Origin of the sequence: Methylobacterium sp. 092160098-2 (assembly GCF_028920805.1) — a bacterium.
Taxonomy (GTDB): Bacteria; Pseudomonadota; Alphaproteobacteria; order Rhizobiales; family Beijerinckiaceae; genus Methylobacterium; species Methylobacterium fujisawaense.
Map to the genome: position 1 here is coordinate 1,225,189 of NZ_JAQPZJ010000001.1, position 13,958 is coordinate 1,239,146.

Annotated in this window: 13 protein-coding genes and 1 tRNA gene; 7 read left to right on the forward strand and 7 right to left on the reverse strand. The window is 70.0% G+C overall.

The annotated features are described in order from the left end of the window. Window position 1: 1 nt before the first annotated feature. Window positions 2-655 carry a protein-L-isoaspartate O-methyltransferase family protein gene (locus PQI07_RS05650; RefSeq protein WP_043349657.1) on the reverse strand — a complete coding sequence of 218 codons (654 nt, stop codon included), beginning with the start codon at window positions 653-655 and terminating at the stop codon, window positions 2-4. 316 nt (window positions 656-971) lie between these two features. Between PQI07_RS05650 and PQI07_RS05655 the strand changes: the two genes are divergently transcribed. Both PQI07_RS05655 and PQI07_RS05660 read left to right on the forward strand, forming a co-directional pair. Then, entirely contained in the window at window positions 972-2,246 is a 1,275-nt protein-coding gene (locus PQI07_RS05655; protein WP_274926232.1) for a PQQ-dependent sugar dehydrogenase, read from the forward strand. Beyond that, window positions 2,246-2,836 carry a c-type cytochrome gene (locus PQI07_RS05660; RefSeq protein ID WP_043387502.1) on the forward strand — a complete coding sequence of 197 codons (591 nt, stop codon included), beginning with the start codon at window positions 2,246-2,248 and terminating at the stop codon, window positions 2,834-2,836. Before PQI07_RS05655 ends, PQI07_RS05660 begins: the two co-directional genes overlap by 1 nt. Before the next feature lie 171 nt (window positions 2,837-3,007). On the opposite strand, the gene PQI07_RS05665 is transcribed toward PQI07_RS05660, so the two are convergent. Beyond that, complete coding sequence (locus PQI07_RS05665; RefSeq protein ID WP_043387500.1) at window positions 3,008-3,778, reverse strand: MOSC domain-containing protein; 771 nt, start codon at window positions 3,776-3,778, stop codon at window positions 3,008-3,010. A 199-nt stretch (window positions 3,779-3,977) separates the two neighbouring features. Between PQI07_RS05665 and clpB the strand changes: the two genes are divergently transcribed. The 3 genes from clpB (at window position 3,978) to PQI07_RS05680 (ending at window position 9,349) form a co-directional block, all read left to right on the forward strand. After that, window positions 3,978-6,614, forward strand: a complete 2,637-nt coding sequence (gene clpB, locus PQI07_RS05670; protein WP_043355766.1) for an ATP-dependent chaperone ClpB — start codon at window positions 3,978-3,980, stop codon at window positions 6,612-6,614. 185 nt (window positions 6,615-6,799) lie between these two features. Further along, window positions 6,800-7,144 (forward strand): hypothetical protein, encoded by a 345-nt coding sequence (locus tag PQI07_RS05675; RefSeq protein WP_274926233.1) that lies wholly within the window; start codon window positions 6,800-6,802, stop codon window positions 7,142-7,144. A 258-nt stretch (window positions 7,145-7,402) separates the two neighbouring features. Then, on the forward strand, window positions 7,403-9,349 hold the full coding sequence (locus PQI07_RS05680) for a DUF4139 domain-containing protein (RefSeq protein ID WP_274926234.1): 1,947 nt from the start codon (window positions 7,403-7,405) through the stop codon (window positions 9,347-9,349). Window positions 9,350-9,441: 92 nt separating this feature from the next. Here PQI07_RS05680 and PQI07_RS05685 read toward each other — a convergent pair whose 3' ends face one another. From PQI07_RS05685 to PQI07_RS05700, 4 genes are all read right to left on the reverse strand, one after another. Next, window positions 9,442-10,335: an inositol monophosphatase family protein gene (locus tag PQI07_RS05685; protein ID WP_043387020.1), complete on the reverse strand. Its 894-nt coding sequence runs from the start codon at window positions 10,333-10,335 to the stop codon at window positions 9,442-9,444. Continuing rightward, the gene (locus tag PQI07_RS05690; protein WP_081948749.1) at window positions 10,332-10,907 is read right to left on the reverse strand and encodes an NUDIX domain-containing protein; all 576 of its coding nucleotides are present in this window, start codon (window positions 10,905-10,907) and stop codon (window positions 10,332-10,334) included. The genes PQI07_RS05685 and PQI07_RS05690 overlap by 4 nt, the downstream gene beginning before the upstream one ends. 7 nt (window positions 10,908-10,914) lie before the next feature. Further along, entirely contained in the window at window positions 10,915-11,622 is a 708-nt protein-coding gene (locus PQI07_RS05695; protein ID WP_043387021.1) for a glutathione binding-like protein, read from the reverse strand. A gap of 107 nt (window positions 11,623-11,729) precedes the next feature. Further along, a complete protein-coding gene (locus PQI07_RS05700; protein WP_182591187.1) occupies window positions 11,730-12,680 on the reverse strand; it encodes an SMP-30/gluconolactonase/LRE family protein in 951 nt (316 codons plus the stop codon). A 352-nt stretch (window positions 12,681-13,032) separates the two neighbouring features. On the opposite strand from PQI07_RS05700, the gene PQI07_RS05705 reads away from it, so the two are divergent. Continuing rightward, window positions 13,033-13,109 (forward strand) — tRNA-Pro (locus PQI07_RS05705). 25 nt (window positions 13,110-13,134) lie between these two features. Beyond that, entirely contained in the window at window positions 13,135-13,446 is a 312-nt protein-coding gene (locus PQI07_RS05710; RefSeq protein WP_043355257.1) for an ETC complex I subunit, read from the forward strand. Window positions 13,447-13,462: 16 nt separating this feature from the next. Here PQI07_RS05710 and PQI07_RS05715 read toward each other — a convergent pair whose 3' ends face one another. Beyond that, window positions 13,463-13,921, reverse strand: a complete 459-nt coding sequence (locus PQI07_RS05715; RefSeq protein ID WP_043355254.1) for a nucleoside deaminase — start codon at window positions 13,919-13,921, stop codon at window positions 13,463-13,465. Window positions 13,922-13,958 lie beyond the last annotated feature (37 nt).

Consider the following 13,958-nt stretch of genomic DNA (forward strand, 5'->3'; position numbering starts at 1 on the left):
GTCAGAATGCGAAACCGGCTTCCGCCGCGAAGGCCTCGAGACCGGGCAGCGACGCGTCGAACAGCGGACGGGCCCCGAACGCGTCGCCGGCACGCACGAAGAGCGTGACCTTGGCGTTGCGGTGCGGGCCGAACACGCAGACCAGGCGGCCGTCATCCTTGAGCTGGTTCAGCAGCGCCTGCGGCCGGACCTCGACGCGGCCGTTGATCAGGATGACGTCGAAGGGCCCCTGCTTGGGCGCGCCGGCGGCAATCGGGCCTTCGATAACCTGTGCGGAGGCGCCGAGCCGGGTGCGCGCCGCCTCGGCGAGGTCGGGCACCGATTCCAGCGCCGTGACCTGCGCGCCGAGCTGCGCCATGACCGCCGCCGCGTAGCCGGTGCCGGTGGCGACGTCGAGGGCGGCGACGCCCGGCCGGATCCGCAGGGCCTGGATCATCCGGGCCACGACCATCGGGGCCGGCATGCAGCGGGTCTCGCCGCCGGCCTCACCGAGGCTCAGGGTCTGGTCGATATACGCGAAGGGCTCGCGGCCCTTCGGCACGAAGTCCTCACGCGGCACGGTGTCGAACGCGTCGAGCACCGTGTTGTCGTTCACGTCGAAGGTCCGCAACTGGCAGTCGACCATCATCCGCCGCGCCTGCGCGTAATCGATCATCGATACGTGTCCTCGAACCGGATCGGAACGCCGCGTCGGCCGGGCTCCGGCGGACGGCCGGCAGCCCCGGCCAAGCCTAAGCTTCCCGGACGGGGGCGTTTTCGGAGATCATTGCCCAAAACGCAAGGTGAGCCGACACGGCAGCCGACGTCGGTCGCGGAGGACACGGCAGCGCGCGTAATCCCGGGCCGCGTTACGGCGGCCGCCGAGTGTCGCCTCGGCGCCCCCAATCCCGGTCGCGCTCTCCAGCCGACCGTTGAATAAAGAGTGCAGAGCGAGCGGGCGGTCCGTGAGACCGTCCCCACCGGGAGACACCATGACGCCGATCCGCCAGCCGATCCTGATCCGCAGCCTCACCGCGGCCCTCGCCGGCCTGACTTTCGGCCTGATGGACCACGGCCGCGCCGCGGCACAGGAGACGGCCGCCACCGCGGCCCCGCCGCCCAGCGTCCAGGTCGACCGCGGTTCGGCGCTGTACGGCCGCCCCGAGGGCGGCGCCGCAGCCAAGCTCGCGCCGGTGGCGGGGCCGCCGTTGGCGGCCGCGGCCGCCAAGCTGCCGCTCGACAAGCTGAAGGTGCCGGAGGGCTTCAAGATCGAGGTCTATGCCAGCGGTCTCGCCAATGCCCGTGAGATGACCCAGGCGCCGGACGGCACGCTGTACGTGGGCACCCGGACAGTGGGGAAGGTCTACGCGGTGCTTCCGAAGGCGGATGGGGACGGCAAGCGCGAGGTGAAGACCATCGCGTCGGGCCTGCATCGGCCGAACGGCGTCGCCTACCACGACGGCGCTTTGTACGTCGCCGAGCTCTCGAAGATTTGGCGCTACGACGACATCGCGAACCACCTCGACGGCGCGGCGAAGCCGACCCTGGTCTATGACGACCTGCCGAAGGACGAGGCCCATGGCTGGAAGTTCATCGCCATCGGCCCGGACAACAAGCTCTACGTGCCGGTCGGTGCCCCGGGCAACATCGTGATGCCGCCGGACACCCACGCGCAGATCCGGCGCATGGACCTCGACGGCAAGAACGCCGAGGTGATCGCCCGCGGCGTGCGCAACACCGTCGGATTCGACTGGAACCCGAAGACCAAGCAGCTCTGGTTCACCGATAACGGCCGCGACTGGGTCTCGGAGGACATCCCGAACGACGAGCTGAACGTGCTCACGGAGCCGGGCAAGCAGCATTTCGGCTATCCGTACTGCCACCAGGGCACGTTCACGGATCCGGAATACGGCTGGGGTCATTCCTGCTCGGAATTCACCGCGCCGGCGGCGCTCCTCGGCCCGCACACGGCTTCCCTCGGCCTGCGGTTCTACACCGGCACGCAGTTCCCGGAGGCCTACCGGGACGCGATGTTCGTCGCCCGGCACGGCTCGTGGAACCGCACCGCCAAGCTCGGTGGCGACGTGGTCGTGGCCAAGCCCGGACCGGACGGCAAGACCGCAGCAACGGAGCCGTTCCTGACCGGCTTCCTCCAGGACAACAAGTATGTCGGCCGCCCGGTGGACGTGCTGGTCGCCAAGGACGGATCGCTGCTCGTGTCCGACGACTACAACGGCGCGATCTACCGCGTCAGCTACGGCCGGTGATGCGCCGCCACCTCCGGTCGATCCGCGGGCTGGCCCCTGCCCTCGGCGGGCTGCTCTTGACGGGTGCGGCGCTCGCCGCCCCGGACGCGGCGCTGCAGGAGCGCCTCGCCCCCTGTATCGGCTGCCACGGTGCGGGCATGTCCGCGACGGAGGGCGTGCCCTCGCTCGGGGGGCAGCTTTCGGACTATGTGGTGACGCAGCTCTTCCAGTTCCGGGAGAAGCAGCGGGAGGCGCCGCCGATGAACGAGGTGGCTGCCGGATTCTCCGACGACGACCTGCGCAGCTACGCCGACGCGGTGGCGACGCTGCCGCCGCCCGCCTGGTCCGGTCCGCCGGCCGATGCGGCTCTGACGGCACGGGCCCAGGCGCTGGTCGCCAAGCACCAGTGCAATTCCTGCCATGGACCGGATCTCGCGGGTCGGGACGCGATCCCGCGGATCCGGGCACAGCGCGAGGACTACCTCGCCAAGGCGCTCGCCGGCTACAAGTCGAACGCCCGGCCCGGCTACGATCCCGCCATGAACGAAGTGGCGCAGGGCCTGAGCGAGGCCGACATCAAGGATCTGGCGGCCTACGTGTCGCGGCTCTGAGGGCGGGCTCGGGCGCTTCCCCGCCCCCTCTCATCCTGAGGTTAGCGCGAAGCGGGCCTCGAAGGCGTAATCCTGGGATCGCGCGGCCGGCTGAAGCCCCAATCCGAGGCGTGCGCCGCGCTCCGGCCCCTCAGGATGACGGGGGCTTATGGGAGCGCTCTTCCGGTCCCGTCACCGCACGACCCGCAGTGCGTCGCCCTTCGCCAGCGCCCCGCCGGCGATCACCTCCGCGTAGACGCCGAGGTCGCGGTGGCCGAGGCGGGCGTCGAGCGTCCAGGGGATGTCGCAGTCGCGGATGCCGCTGGTCGGCTCGACGTTTGTCGCCGCGCACCGCACCGTCCGCTTGGTGATCTTGAGCCGCAGCCCGCTCGGCGCCTCGACCACCTGGCCGACCATCTCCAGTTCGGCGAAGGGGTCGAGCCCCTCGACGAGCAGGTTGCCGCGGAAGCGCAGCGGGTCCACGGGCACGCCGAGATAATCCTCCACCGCCGCCACGCTCGCACGGTTGATGAGCGACACGTAGCCGGTCGGGGAATCCGTGAACCGGTATTGCGGCGGGGCGGCGAGCACCTTCGGTTCGCCCCGCAGGCTTGCGGGAATGAACCGCCGCATCAGATCCGCAAGCCCCTCTCGGCCGGCCTCGGTGTCGAGGTTGAAGGCCTGCGGCTCGCCATGGCCCTCGACGGTGAGAGTCGCCGTAGCATCCTCGTAGCGGGTGCGCAGGCGGGCGAGCGCCTCGTCACGCATGAGCATCAGGTACTTCGTCTTCGGCTGATGGCGGGGCGCCACCGCGTTGAAGCCCGAAGGCCCGTTCTCGATGGCGTAGAGCCGGTCGCCCGGGAAGAAGCCGCTGGTCTCGAGGTCCGCCCGCTCGACGGGTTCGGGACTCAAGCCCTTCACCGGATAGCGGTAGAGAGCGCTGACATGAATCAATGCGGTCATGCGCGAAGCGTGGCCCTGAAATGATCCGTCACGCAAGAGCTTCATCGCCCCTTGTGGTGCCCAATTGCAACACCACATCGGGATCACCGGCGGCCGCCAATGGCGCCGGGGCCCTCGCGCGGCGGATAGCCGGAGGGCGACGTTTCGGTGGCGCCGCGCCTCTCATCGGGCGGCGGATGCCGGTACGGGAGGGTTGTGCATGAACTTCGAAAAGTACACCGAGCGCGCCCGCGGCTTCGTGCAGGCGGCTCAGAACCTCGCGATGCGCGAGGGACATCCCCAGCTTCAGCCGGGTCACCTGCTCAAGGTGCTGCTCGACGATCCGGAAGGCCTCTGCGCCGGCCTGATCGACCGCGCGGGCGGGCAGTCGCGGGTGGCGCTGGCTCAGACCGAGCAGTGGCTCGCCAAGCAGCCGAAGGTCTCCGGCAACGCGGCCGCCCCGCAGGCGACGCGCGAGCTGATGCGCCTGTTCGACACCGCCGAGAAGGCCGCCGAGAAGGCGGGCGATTCCTACGTCACGGTGGAGCGGCTGCTCCTCGCCCTGGCGGTAGAGAAGGACTCCGAGGCCGGCCGCGCGCTCCAGGCGGCGGGTGTGACCCCCGCCTCGCTGAACGCGGCGATCAACGCGCTCCGCAAGGGCCGCACCGCCGACAACGCCTCGGCCGAGAACGCCTACGACGCCCTGAAGAAGTACGCCCGCGACCTCACCGAGGCCGCCCGGGACGGCAAGCTCGATCCGGTGATCGGCCGCGACGAGGAGATCCGGCGGACCATCCAGGTCCTGTCCCGGCGCACCAAGAACAATCCGGTGCTGATCGGTGAGCCCGGCGTCGGCAAGACCGCCATCGTCGAGGGTCTGGCCCTGCGCATCGTCGACGGCGACGTGCCGGAGAGTCTCCGGGACAAGAGCCTGCTCGCCCTCGACATGGGCGCGCTGATCGCGGGCGCGAAGTATCGGGGCGAGTTCGAGGAGCGGCTGAAGGGCGTGCTCTCCGAGGTCACCGCGGCAGAGGGCAGCATCATCCTGTTCATCGACGAGATGCACACGCTGGTCGGCGCCGGGAAGGCGGACGGGGCGATGGACGCCTCGAACCTGCTGAAGCCGGCGCTCGCCCGCGGCGAGCTGCACTGCGTCGGCGCGACCACGCTCGACGAGTACCGCAAGCACGTCGAGAAAGACGCGGCGCTCGCCCGGCGATTCCAGCCGGTCTTCGTGTCGGAGCCGACCGTGGAGGACACAGTCTCGATCCTGCGCGGCCTGAAGGAGAAGTACGAGCAGCACCACGGCGTGCGCATCCAGGATTCGGCCCTGGTGGCGGCGGCGACGCTCTCGAACCGCTACATCACCGACCGGTTCCTGCCCGACAAGGCCATCGACCTCATGGACGAGGCCGGCTCGCGCCTGCGCATGCAGGTCGATTCGAAGCCCGAGGAGCTCGACAACATCGACCGGGAGATCGTCCGGCTGAAGATCGAGGCCGAGGCGCTCAAGAAGGAGACCGATTCCGCCTCCCGCGACCGGCTGGTCCGGCTGGAGAAGGAACTCGGCGACCTGGAGGAGCGCTCGGCGGCGATCACCGCCCGCTGGAAGGCCGAGAAGGACAAGCTCGGCACCGCGGCCAGCCTCAAGAAGAAGCTCGACGAGGCGCGCAACGAGCTCGCCGCGGCGCAGCGCCAGGGTCAGTATCAGCGCGCGGGCGAGCTCGCCTACGGGGTCATCCCGGGCCTGGAGAAGCAGCTCGCCGAGATCGAGGCCAAGGCCGATGCCAAGTCGGAGAACGGCCGCGACGCGATGATGGAGGAGGCCGTCACCCCCGCCCACATCGCCGGGGTCGTCTCCCGCTGGACCGGCGTGCCGGTGGACAAGATGCTGGAGGGCGAGCGCGAGAAGCTACTGGCCATGGAGGAGGCGCTCGCCAAGCGCGTCGTCGGTCAGCGCGAGGCGGTGGAGGCGGTCTCGACCGCGGTCCGGCGCGCCCGCGCCGGGCTTCAGGATCCGAACCGGCCGATCGGCTCGTTCATGTTCCTCGGCCCCACGGGCGTCGGCAAGACCGAGCTGACCAAGGCGCTCGCCGGCTTCCTGTTCGACGACGACACGGCGCTCGTGCGCATCGACATGTCGGAGTACATGGAGAAGCACGCGGTCGCCCGGCTGATCGGGGCGCCTCCCGGTTATGTCGGCTACGAGGAGGGCGGTGCGCTGACCGAGGCCGTGCGGCGCCGGCCCTATCAGGTCGTGCTGTTCGACGAGGTCGAGAAGGCGCATCCGGACGTGTTCAACGTCCTGCTGCAGGTTCTCGACGACGGGCGGCTCACCGACGGCCAGGGGCGGACGGTCGACTTCCGCAACACGCTGCTGATCATGACCTCGAATCTCGGGTCCGAGTATCTGGTGAACCAGCCTGCGGGCGAGGACACCGACGCGGTCCGCGACGAGGTGATGGGCGTGGTGCGGGGCCACTTCCGGCCGGAATTCCTGAACCGGGTCGACGAGATCATCCTGTTCCACCGCCTGGCGCGGTCGGAGATGGGGGCGATCGTCGAGATCCAGCTCGGGCGGCTGCAGAAGTTGCTGGACGAGCGCAAGATCACCCTGGAGGTCGACGAGGAAGCCAAGACCTGGCTCGCCGACAAGGGCTACGACCCGGCCTACGGGGCGCGGCCGCTCAAGCGGGTGATCCAAAAGAATGTCCAGGATCCGCTGGCCGAGCTGGTGCTCTCGGGCAAGATCCATGACGGCGAGAAAGTGCCGGTCCGCCTGGGCGCGCTGGGCCTGATGATCGGCGACGTCACGGTCGGAGCCGAGCGGCGGCCGGTCAACGCGACGCTGAACTGATCCTGAGACAGACGATCGGGCGGCGCGCCCACACAGGGTGCGCCGCCTTTTCCGTCTCGGCTTCGTTCCACCGGCCCTCGCGACGCGATCGCGATCCCGAGTGACGACGCGTGCCGTATCGGCCGCCAGCGTCACGATGAGCTAGTTGCCTGGACAGCGCGGACGGGCCTGGGGATCCTGGCGGCATGCGTCGCGCCCACGCCGCCCTGATTCTCGCCGAACCCCGCTTCGCTGCGGCGGACCATCACCCGCCGCCCGTCGCGGCTGCCCTCGCCAGGGCCAAGGCCTCCTGCGGATCCGAGGCGGCAACGCACGAACCTGATGTCATCACGCGGCGGGCCGTCAACGGCAGCGCTATGGCCGACGTCGTCCTGCGTTTGAGTGCCGTTCCGTGCGGTGATGACGCCGCGTCCGACGGCGGCACCGCAGGCTGCGAGATGCGGGTCTCCGCATCGAAGAAGGACGAGGTCGTCGAGGCCGTCGATCCGATCGCCTTCTGGAACGGGAGCACAGACAGCCGGATACGCTAGCGTGCAGCCGCGCGCCGCAGCATGTCGACGAGGCACTGCGCATTCGTTCAGCGGCATCCGTGCCGCATGGGAGCGTGCTCCGGTCCGGACAGCAGGCGAGCTCGGACCGCGATCGGTTTGCGGCCGCGGGCGTCACGCAGCCTTTGCCGGACGGCGCACGGTCGGCCAGAGTGGCCTCGTGCTCGGTGGCGTGCCCCCTGACGGGAGACAGGCGAATTGATCCCATCGCATCTGATCTTAGCCGGAGCCCTGTTGTCCATGATCGCAGCCGCGCCGCCCCTGATGGCAGCCCCCGACGGCATCCGCGCCGTCACCCTTTCGAGCGGCGGCCTTGCCGAAGTGACCCTGGTTCATGCGGTCGACGGCGATACGACGATCGGGCTCAACGTCAGGCCAGAGCAGATCGACGACATCCTCAAGAGCCTCGTCGTGCGTGATCCGCTGGGCACCGTCGGTGCCCTGCGTCTGGACGGGGTGGATCAGGTCGACGAGACGCTGCGGACGATGCCGTTCACCGCGGACGATCTGTCCGCGCCGGCGCGCCTCGTGGGGAAGCTGCAGGGCATTCCAGTCAAGATCCAGAGCGCCGGGCGCACGCTCGAAGGTCGGGTGCTCGGCGTATCCGAGCGTAATGCCGGAACCGAGGCGGGCGAGGTCGCGATCCTGACCGTGCTGACCGGGTCGGGCACGCTCGAATCCGTGCCGATCGAGGACGGCGCGACCGTGACGATCCAGGATCCGGTCATGGCGGCCAGGATCGCCGCGGCCGTCGACGCGGCCGGCAAGGCCAAGGTCGGCGATGCCCACCGGGTCGAGATCGATGTCGCGGGACGCGGCCGGCGCGAGGTCCGGTTGACCTACGTCGTCGCCGCGCCCGTCTGGAAGACGAGCTATCGCATCGTCGACGGCGGCGAAGGCCGGGCGAATCTGCAGGCCTGGGCGGTCCTCGAGAATGCCCTCGGCGCGGACTGGAAGGGCGTCGACGTCACCCTGTCGTCCGGATCGCCGGTGGCGCTGCTCCAGCGCCTGCACCGGCGTTACTGGCGCACGAGACCGGAGGCGCCGGTGATGGTCGACGATGTCGGCATGCCCGATCTCGACCAGGGCACGGTCGCCCCGAAGACGCTGTCCCGTCTGCGTGCCCCCGCGGCGCCCGCTGCCGCTGTGCCCCTTCCGGCTCCGATGGCGCGCCTCGACGCGCGCCTGGACGCTGCGGAATCCGGCTACGAGGCGGCGGCCGCGACGGCGAGTGCCGGGGCCAGCGAGGGAGATGTGTCGGCCAACTTCACGCTGCCGCATCCGGTCGATCTCCGCGCCGGCGGCACGCTGTCCGTGCCGTTCATCGATACCGAGATCGAGGCCGAGCGGATCGCCCTCTGGAAACCGGGTCAGGGAATCCATCCGATCGCGGCCCTCAGGATCCGCAACGGCACCGCCGCGATGCTGCCCGCCGGTCTCATCACCCTCTACGACCGCAAGGCCGGCTACCTCGGGGATGCGCGCCTGCCCGCGACCCCCGTCGGCGAGCAGCGGCTGGCCAGCTTCGCCGTCGACCGGAAGGTCGCCGTCCAGGCGGAGACGAAGCCGAGCGAGGCCTTGACCAAGATCACGGTGGTCGACGGCGTGGCACGCGCGACGATGATTGCCCGTGAGGTCACCACCTACACGATCAAGGGTGCGCCGGACGCCGCCCGGGCCGTGATCATCGATCATCCCCGACGCGATGGCTGGACCTTCACGTCCTCCGCCCGCGACAGCGAAACCCCAACGGCCTATCGCCTCAAGGTCGCGGTTCCCGCCGGCGGGTCGGCAGAGACCCAGGCCGTGTTCGAACGCGTTCAGATCGATGCCTACGATCTCGTCGATGCCGATGAGGCGCTGCTGGTCCGGTGGGCCTCCCTCGCCGCCGAACCGGACCTCGGCGGCAAGCTCAGGACCCTGTCGCAGGTCCGCGCGGAGGTTGCCGCGGCGACGCGCACCGTCGAGGAGATCGGCGAGCGCGCGGCGAAGGTGCAGGCCGAGCAGGAGCGCATCCGCAGCAATCTCGGCGCCGTCCCCAAGGACAGCGAACTGGCGCGGCGCTATCTCGCCCGTATGGGCGCTCAGGAAGACGAACTGGCGAAGCTGGCCGCCGACCGGGCCGGGGCCGAGAGCGAGCTGAAGGCCGCACAGGCGCGGATCCGGACGCTGATCGCGGCGCTCTGACCGTCCGTCCCGGACCCGTTCGCGGTCCGGGCCCGAAGTCCCGTCCGCGAAGGGCGTCCCGCGATCCGGGCGCCCGCCTCCGGGATGATGTCCTAGGCCCGGCGGATCGCCGCGGCCAGATCGGCCGCCTGATCGCGATCCCGACACACCAGCCAGAGATCGTCGTGAGCGGACAGCTCAGCGTCGAACAGGTCGACGAAGGCGGCCGGCGGATCCCCGAGGTCCGGCCAGTGGAACAGGCGGAAGCCCAGCGCCTCGAACAGGGGCAGGATCGGGCCCAGGTCCCACAAGCGGTTGTTGCTCAGGGTCGCGTCGAGGCGTCCCGTGGCCAGGAGCGCGGCATCCGAGATCGCGCCGCCCTCGCTCCAGGGGAACCAGCCGCAGCCGTAATCCAGGGTGTAGCGCTGCGCCGTGACCGACAGCCAGCCGACATGGCCGGTCCGGCGCTCCGGCCGGTGGAGCGGGCGCAACGCCGCAATCATGCGGCCGCCGCGGGTCGGCGCCCAGAAGGCCCGGCCCTCACTGGCCGCGAGCAGGATGCCCTCCGTCGCCTCCGCCGGGATGCTCCGGGCCGGCGCTGAGCGGTCTTCGTTCCAGGCCGGCAGGCTCATCACGCAGCTTCGGGGCCAGCCCGTGCGGCAGGCCGCAACCATCACGCCCCAGCCCGACAGGCCGCCCGCGAAGGGTCGGGTGCCGTCGATCGGATCGCCCACGAAGGTCCAGGCATCCCGGGCGAGCAGCGCCCGGGCCGCGGCTTGTCCCAGATCCTCGGCGGTCTCCTCCTCGATCAAATCGGGGCCGAACCGCGCGTGCATCAGCTGGCTGACGGCGAGGTCGGCCTCGGTCAGGGCCTGGCCGAGATCCGGGCCCTTGTTGGTCATGTCCAGGCCCGTCGCCCGCATGGTCAAGGCCAGGGGTGCAGCCTCCTCGGCGAAGGCCAGCATCTGCGCGAGGACATCGGATTCGGACGTGTCGGACGAGGTCATGCGGCGAACAAGTCGGGGCTTCGGAGCATCAGGGCCTGGACCAGGACCAGCGTCTTGAGATCGGGCAGGCGACCGGCGCGGACCTGATCGCCCAGCGTGGCGAGGGGCACTTCGAGGGTGACGACCTGCTCGCCCTCTTCGTGGAGGCCGCCGCCGGATCCGACCCGGTCGGAGGCGCTGTAGGGCGCAAGGTAGAGCCAGAGCCGCTCCGAAGAGATGCTCGGCATGCTGTAGGCATGCGCCACCGGCTCGAGATCCCGAAGGCGGACGCCCGCCTCCTCCATCGCCTCGCGGATCGCGGTCTCCTCCGGCGCGGCGCCGTCGAGGCCGCCCGCGGGCGCCTCGTCGAGATCGGCCGGCTCTCCCCAGAAGGCCGGGCCGACCCGCGCCTGCCGCACGAGCAGCGCCACGCGCCGAACGGGATCGTAAGGCAGCACGCAGGCCGCCTCGCCGTGATCCTCCAGCGCCCGCCGGACGGTGCTCCCGTCCGGCAGCGTCAGCGTGGCGATGCCGAAGGTGTTCCAGCCGCGGTGGATCACCTCCAGCGGCAGGGCAGGCGCGGCCTCGGTCATGCCCTGGTCAGCGCTTCGTGCTGGAAGCGGTCTGGCCGAACATCACCTTCTTGGCGTCCTCGCTCATGGTCTTGCCGTAGTCGGGATTGACCTCCGGGGCGCGGGCATAGGCCGCCTTCGTGGCCGGCCGCTCGGCGATCGCCGTGAACCAGCGCTTCAGGTTCGGGTGGTCATCGAGGTTCTGACCCTGCTTCTCGTAGGGCACGATCCAGGGGTAGCAGGCCATGTCGGCGATGGAATAATCAGGGCCGGCGACGAAGGCGCGATCGGCCAGGCGCCGGTCGAGGACGCCGTAGAGCCGGTTGGTCTCGTTGACGTAGCGCTTGATCGCGTAGTCGATCTTCTCCGGCGCATATTGCGAGAAGTGGTGGTTCTGGCCGAGCATCGGGCCGAGGCCACCCATCTGCCAGAACAGCCATTGCAGCACCTCTGCCCGGCCGCGCAGATCCCCCGGAATGAAGCGCCCGGTCTTCTCGGCGAGGTAGAGCAGGATTGCTCCCGATTCGAACAGCGAGACCGGCGCGCCGCCGCCGGCCGGCTCGTCGTCGACGATCGCCGGCATCCGGTTGTTGGGCGCGATCTTGAGAAAATCCGGATTAAACTGCTCGCCCTTACCAATATTTACCGGGTGAATGCGGTAGGCAAGCCCCGCCTCTTCGAGAAACATCGTGATCTTATGGCCGTTCGGCGTCGGCCAGTAGTGGAGTTCGATCATCGGCTGGTGTCCCGTTATGCCCCGGCGGACGGGAAGTGGGTCGGCGCGGCGCTCCGGTCAAGCACGCGACCGGCGGCGCGGGCGAGCCGCGGTATCCCGGCGTGGCCTCATCCGCCGGCGCAGCCCTGGACCTCGACGTAGAGGGCATAGAGCGACTGGCTCGCCGCCATGAACAGGCGGTTGCGGTGCCGGCCGCCGAAACAGAGGTTGGCACAGCGCTCCGGCAGGCGGATGCGCCCGATCGGCCGGCCGTCGGGATTGAACACCATGACGCCGTCCAGGGCGTCGTCACCCATGCCCCAGCCGCACCAGAGATTTCCGTCGACGTCGCAGCGCAGCCCGTCCGGCGTGCCCGGCCCGGCATCGATCAGCACGCGCCGGCCCGAAAGGGCACGGCCGCCGGCCACGTCGTAGGCGACGATCCGCCGGGTCGGCCGCCCGCGCGACTCCACGAGGTAGAGCACGCGGCCATCGGGGGAGAAGCACAGGCCGTTGGGGCCGGCGAGGTCGGTGGCCACCGTCTCCAGCACGCCGGTAACCGGGTCGAGCCGATAGACGTTCTGCGGCAGTTCGGCCCCGGCGCGGGCGCCCTCGTAGAACCCCGCGATGCCGAAGGGCGGATCGGTGAACCAGACCGCACCGTCGGCGGCCGTTACGACGTCGTTGGGCGAGTTCAGCCGCCGGCCCTCGAACGCGTCCGCGAGCACGGTGATCGCGCCGTCATGCTCGGTCCGGGTGACCCGACGGTTCCCGTGCTCGCAGGTGACGAGCCGCCCTTGACGGTCGCGGGTGTTGCCGTTGGCGAAGCCGGACGGCTTCCGGTAGAGGCCGACCGCGCCGCTCTCCTCATCCCAGCGCAGGATGCGGTCGTTGGGGATGTCGCTCCACAGCAGGTAGCGACCGTCGCCGAACCAGACCGGGCCCTCGCACCAGCGGAAGCCGGTGGCGAGGCGCTCCACCGCCGTGTTGAACACCCGGTAACGGGCGAAGGCGTCGTCGAGGATCTCGACCGCCGGATCGGGATAGCGCGGGCTCGGTGTCCACACGGGAAGGTCCATGTCGCTCGCGGCAATCGTCGCGGTTTCGGCGCCCGCCGGCAAGGGTCATCAAGGGCCAACAACCGCCCCCGCATGGCCGAAGGCCCGACGGTGGCGACGAGGGCCGGTGTTCCCGGCGCGGCGATCCGTAACGCCCCATCCTCCACCCCCCAGTGATGGTGAACGCTGGTTCGTCAGCAGGGAGGCCCGGCCCTCGTCCCGAATCGGACGCTATCGCCCCGTGAATTGTCTGACAAGTCGGCCGGGCGCTGCAGGCGCGCCGGAAGCACGCAGGCGGGGGAATGGGCCACCGGCGCACCGCGCCTTGCGGGGGACCGGCGGAACCGCTACGGCATTGAGGCCGTGTGGCAGTCGGGGTGTAGCGCAGTCTGGTAGCGCACCTGGTTTGGGACCAGGGGGTCGTAGGTTCGAATCCTATCGCCCCGACCATTCGATCAGGAGCTTGTCGAGTCCGATGCCGAGCGCCCGCATCTTCCGTCCGTCTCGGGATGCCACGCAGTCGGGCCTCGCCCGGACCAAGCAGTGGGTTCTGGAATTCGACCAGACCAGCCCGCGCGAGATCGATCCGCTGATGGGGTGGAACGGCTCCTCCGACATGCTTCAGCAGGTCCGCCTGGAATTCGACACCGAGGCGGAGGCCGTCGCCTACGCGAAGCGCGAGGGCATCGCCTTCCGCGTCGAGCAGCCGGCCAAAGTGGTCCAGCGCAAGGGCCTGTCCTATTCCGACAATTTCAAATTCAACCGCACGGCGCCGTGGACGCATTGAGTCCGGCGAGTTCGGATCAGGCTGTCCGGCGCGCCTTCCAGGCCGGGTAAGGCGAATCGCCCGGCGGACGGATCTGGCTGATCCGCATCGGCTGCGCATCGAGGGGCTGGCAGAGTTCGGCGTAGATCGTCGCGCTGCCGGCACCGTAGGTCTCGGCCTCCTCGGCCGAGAAGGCGAAATAGCCTTCCTTGAAGCCGGCAAGCCGCATCGCCGCGTGACACATGGGGCACGGGCGACCGCTCGCGTACATCACGCAGTCGCCGAGATCGCGCCGGCCGAGCAGGCGGCTGGCTTCACGCAGCGCAACCATCTCGGCGTGGGCGCTCGGATCGTTGGTGGCGTGCACGGTGTTGGCCGCGCGGACCAGCACGGTGCCGTCCTGCACGATCACCGCGCCGTAAGGGGCGCCGCCGGCCTCGACATTGGCCTCGGCGAGGGCGACCGCCTCGCGGATATGATCTTCGTGCATCCCCATGGACGATCCCCTCTGCGCTGGCGCGGCAACGCCGGGC

Coding starts and splice junctions, on each gene's coding strand:
- PQI07_RS05650 (WP_043349657.1), bottom strand. CDS start 655: ATGATCGATTACGCGCAGGCGCGGCGGATGATGGTCGACTGCCAGTTG.
- PQI07_RS05655 (WP_274926232.1), top strand. CDS start 972: ATGACGCCGATCCGCCAGCCGATCCTGATCCGCAGCCTCACCGCGGCC.
- PQI07_RS05660 (WP_043387502.1), top strand. CDS start 2,246: ATGCGCCGCCACCTCCGGTCGATCCGCGGGCTGGCCCCTGCCCTCGGC.
- PQI07_RS05665 (WP_043387500.1), bottom strand. CDS start 3,778: ATGACCGCATTGATTCATGTCAGCGCTCTCTACCGCTATCCGGTGAAG.
- clpB (WP_043355766.1), top strand. CDS start 3,978: ATGAACTTCGAAAAGTACACCGAGCGCGCCCGCGGCTTCGTGCAGGCG.
- PQI07_RS05675 (WP_274926233.1), top strand. CDS start 6,800: ATGCGTCGCGCCCACGCCGCCCTGATTCTCGCCGAACCCCGCTTCGCT.
- PQI07_RS05680 (WP_274926234.1), top strand. CDS start 7,403: ATGATCGCAGCCGCGCCGCCCCTGATGGCAGCCCCCGACGGCATCCGC.
- PQI07_RS05685 (WP_043387020.1), bottom strand. CDS start 10,335: ATGACCTCGTCCGACACGTCCGAATCCGATGTCCTCGCGCAGATGCTG.
- PQI07_RS05690 (WP_081948749.1), bottom strand. CDS start 10,907: ATGACCGAGGCCGCGCCTGCCCTGCCGCTGGAGGTGATCCACCGCGGC.
- PQI07_RS05695 (WP_043387021.1), bottom strand. CDS start 11,622: ATGATCGAACTCCACTACTGGCCGACGCCGAACGGCCATAAGATCACG.
- PQI07_RS05700 (WP_182591187.1), bottom strand. CDS start 12,680: ATGGACCTTCCCGTGTGGACACCGAGCCCGCGCTATCCCGATCCGGCG.
- PQI07_RS05710 (WP_043355257.1), top strand. CDS start 13,135: ATGCCGAGCGCCCGCATCTTCCGTCCGTCTCGGGATGCCACGCAGTCG.
- PQI07_RS05715 (WP_043355254.1), bottom strand. CDS start 13,921: ATGGGGATGCACGAAGATCATATCCGCGAGGCGGTCGCCCTCGCCGAG.